Annotated in this window: 3 protein-coding genes and 1 pseudogene; all 4 read right to left on the reverse strand. The window is 67.0% G+C overall.

Features of this window, described 5'->3' with window-relative positions; genetic code table 11:
- A pseudogene (gene carB / locus VEI45_RS06630) lies at positions 1 to 941 on the reverse strand (carbamoyl phosphate synthase large subunit); the annotation flags it as partial.
- Positions 941 to 2,092, reverse strand: coding sequence for a glutamine-hydrolyzing carbamoyl-phosphate synthase small subunit (carA, locus tag VEI45_RS06635; RefSeq protein WP_324851306.1), 1,152 nt, complete (start codon positions 2,090 to 2,092; stop codon positions 941 to 943). The gene carA and the pseudogene carB, both read right to left, overlap by 1 nt.
- Complete coding sequence (locus VEI45_RS06640) at positions 2,089 to 2,655, reverse strand: transporter (protein WP_324851308.1); 567 nt, start codon at positions 2,653 to 2,655, stop codon at positions 2,089 to 2,091. The genes carA and VEI45_RS06640 overlap by 4 nt, the downstream gene beginning before the upstream one ends.
- Positions 2,652 to 3,849 (reverse strand): dihydroorotase (locus VEI45_RS06645; RefSeq protein ID WP_324851310.1); only part of this gene is annotated, 1,198 nt, incomplete at its 5' end. The genes VEI45_RS06640 and VEI45_RS06645, both read right to left, overlap by 4 nt.

A 3,849-nucleotide genomic window follows, 5' to 3' on the forward strand; every position in this document is an offset into this window, starting at 1 on the left:
GCGCTCGACCGCGACACCCGCGGGTTCATCTCGATGACGATCAGCCGACCGTCACCCGGGTCGACCGCGAACTGGATGTTGCAGCCGCCGGTGTCGACACCCACCTCACGCAGGATGGCGATGCCCAAATCCCGCATCCGCTGGTATTCCCGGTCGGTCAGCGTCATCGCCGGCGCCACGGTCACCGAGTCGCCGGTGTGCACACCCATCGGGTCGACATTCTCGATCGAGCACACCACGACGACGTTGTCTTTGCCGTCGCGCATCAGCTCGAGCTCGAATTCCTTCCAGCCGTAGATCGATTCCTCGATCAGCACATTGGCGCTCGGGGAGGCGGCCAAACCCGCGCCGGCCATCCGGTCGACTTCCTCGGCGCTGTGCGCCAGCCCAGAGCCCAGGCCGCCCATGGTGAACGACGGCCGAACCACCACCGGAAGGCCGAGCTCGGCGACGGTCTCGCGGACCTCGGCAAAAGTGAAACACACGCGGCTGCGGGCTGATTCGCCGCCAACTTTGGCAACGATGTCTTTGAACCGCTGGCGGTCCTCACCGCGCTGGATGGCCTCGAAGTCGGCGCCGATGAGCTCGACACCGTAACGCTCCAGCACCCCGCTCTCGTACAGCGCGACCGCGGTGTTGAGCGCGGTCTGCCCGCCAAGGGTGGCCAGCAACGCATCGATCTTGTTACCCCGCTCGGCCTGCTGAGCGATGACCCGTTCGACGAAGCCGGGAGTGATCGGTTCGACGTAGGTGTGGTCGGCGTATTCGGGATCGGTCATGATGGTGGCCGGGTTGGAGTTGACCAGGCTGACCTGTAGCCCCTCCGCACGCAGCACTCGGCAAGCCTGGGTGCCCGAGTAGTCGAATTCGCAGGCCTGCCCAATGACGATCGGCCCGGAGCCGATCACCAGGACATGGCGTAGGTCGGTGCGACGCGGCACTAGCGCCCCTCCCCTGCCATCAGGTCGACGAACTGGTCGAACAAGTACTCCGCGTCATGCGGCCCGGCGGCGGCCTCCGGGTGGTACTGCACCGAAAACGCTTTTCCGTCAATGATTTTGACGCCTTCGACGACACCGTCATTGGCGCAGGTGTGACTCACCACCGCCGGTCCGAACGGTGTGTCGAACCGCTGGCCGGCCTCTCCCTCCAGCGCGAAGCCGTGATTCTGCGCCGTCACCGCGATCCGCCCGGTGGCGTGATCCATCACCGGAATGTTGATACCGCGGTGCCCGAACACCATCTTGTAGGTAGACAGGCCCAGCGCGCGGCCCAGGATCTGGTTGCCGAAACAGATGCCGAACAACGGGATTCCAGCGCCCAGCACCTCACGGGTAACTTCGACGATGTGGTCGGCGGTGGCCGGATCACCCGGCCCGTTGGACAGGAACACGCCGTCCGGCTTGAGTTCGGCGATCTGCTCGAAGGTCACCGACGATGGCAGTACGATGCTGCGGACTCCGCGCCGGGCGAAATTGCGCGGGGTGTTGGTCTTGATCCCGAGATCGATCGCGGCGACCGTGAACCGTTGCGGGCCTTCGGATTCGACGACATATTCGCTCGCGGTGCTGACCTGGCCGGCCAAGTCCGCGCCCAGCATCGGCTGTTGGCCGCGCACCCGCGCCACCAGCGCTGCTATTTCCACGGGGTCGGCCAGCGTCGCACCGGAGAACACGCCCGCCTTCATCGAGCCGCGACTGCGTAGGTGGCGCACCACTGCGCGGGTGTCGATGCCGGCGATCCCGACAATGCCCTGACGGACCAGTTCGTCCTCCAGCGTTCCGGTGGCCCGCCAGTTCGACGCTCGTGGCGAGGGATCACGTACTGCGTAGCCTGCAACCCAGATCTTGTCGCCGCGGCTTTCGGCGTCCTCGCCGTTCCAGCCGGTGTTGCCGATCTGCGGAGCGGTGGCCACCACGATTTGGCGGTGATAGCTGGGGTCGGTCAACGTCTCCTGATAGCCAGACATGCCGGTGGAAAACACCGCTTCGCCCAGCGTCTCGCCGATCGCACCGAACTCAGTTCCGGTGAAGGTCCGGCCGTCTTCGAGGACCAGCACCGCTTTGCCCTTCCGGTGTGCTGCAGCGCTCATCGGGTGTTCTCCGTCAGCCAGCTGGCGTAGTCACTGCGGTCGTTACCGCGGAACCCGAGGTCGATGTCGGTGCCCGACGGCAGCCGCCAGCGGATGGCCAGGATCCCCTCGTGCGAGGCCGCGTTCCCTGATTCGGCTCGGCCGTCTCGCGCCGTCCGACGCGAATTCAAAGTGGGCGGAACCACTTTGCCGACCATTCCGCGCACGGTGCGGATGGCAGTGATCGACTCCTGCGGAATCCAGATCGGGCTGGCGCCGCTGCGCTGCACCATGATTCCCTCCGGGTAGCGGGTGAGCACTGCCTTGCTGCGGTAGCCCAGATCGCCGACCGCGACCTGGTCGTGCCAGCTGGGCGCAAGCGTGCAACCGACGTACACGCCACGGGTCGGTGCGACGATCGCCGACCCAACGGTTTCGGGCACCGGTGGCAGCGTGCCGATCATCGCGGCCTGCCGCCGCGCGCGCTTCCGCCAGCCCCGCAACATCAGCTGGATGACGAACGCGATGAGCAGCGCCAGCAGCGCGGCCATGATCAGCGATGCGATCAGTGTTCCCGAATTCATGCCGGGCTCTTTCCGTCACGGGCGGTGATCTTGCCGCGTAACAGCGTTGCGGTCACGGTCGCAGGCAGCGTCATCGCTTCGTACGGAGTGTTGGCCGAGCGGCTGGCCAGTTCGGGACCGGCGACGGTCCAGGTGGCGTCGGGGTCCACCACGGTCAGGTTGGCCGGTTCCCCGATTTCCAAGGGCCGGCCGTGGTCGGGCAGCCCGGCGATGCGGGCCGGGTTCTCGCTCATCACCCGCGCCACGTCACGCCACGTCAGCAGGCCGGGGACGACCATCGCCTGCGCCACCGCCGACAGCGCGGTCTGCAGCCCCAGCATCCCCGGCAGCGCTGCCGCGAACTCAACACATTTCTCGTGCTCGGCATGCGGCGCGTGATCGGTGGCCACACAGTCGATGACCCCGTCGGCCAACGCTTGACGCAGCGCCTGCGCGTCGGCGGCTTCCCGTAACGGCGGGTTGACCCGGTTGATCCCGTCGTAGCTGGCCAGTCGGCTGTCGTCGAGCAGCAGGTGATGCGGCGTGACCTCGGCGGTGATCGAGATATCTTGGGACTTAGCCCATCTGACGATCTCGACGGTGCCAGCGGTGGACGCGTGGCAGATGTGCACCCGGGCGCCGGCATCGCGGGCCAGCAAGGCGTCACGGGCGACGATCGACTCTTCGGCGGCCCTGGGCCAGCCCGACAACCCCAGCCTGGCGGCGTTGGGCCCTTCGTGCGCAACTGCGCCGACGGTCAGCCTGGGCTCTTCGGCGTGCTGGGCGATCAGGACGCCCAAGCCGGTGGCGTATTCCAGCGCGCGGCGCATTACCAGCGGGTCGAACACGCACTTGCCGTCGTCTGAGAACATCCGCACCTGTGCGGCACCGGCCGCCATCATGCCCATCTCGGTGAGCTCGGTTCCGGCCAGCCCGACGGTGACCGCGCCGACCGGGTGCACGTCCACCAGACCGACCTGCTGGCCGCGGTGCCAGACATGGTCGGTGACCACCGGACTGTCGGCGACCGGATTGGTGTTGGCCATCGCGAACACCGCTGTGTAGCCACCCAAAGCCGCCGCCGCCGAACCTGTTTCGATGTCCTCGGCATATTCGCGACCGGGCTCGCGCAGGTGGGTGTGCAGGTCGACCAGTCCGGGCAGCAGCACATGTCCGGTCGCATCGATGACGTCCGCCTCTTCCGGGATGGCAAGC

Origin of the sequence: Mycobacterium sp., assembly GCF_035623875.1 — a bacterium.
Lineage (GTDB): Bacteria > Actinomycetota > Actinomycetes > Mycobacteriales > Mycobacteriaceae > Mycobacterium.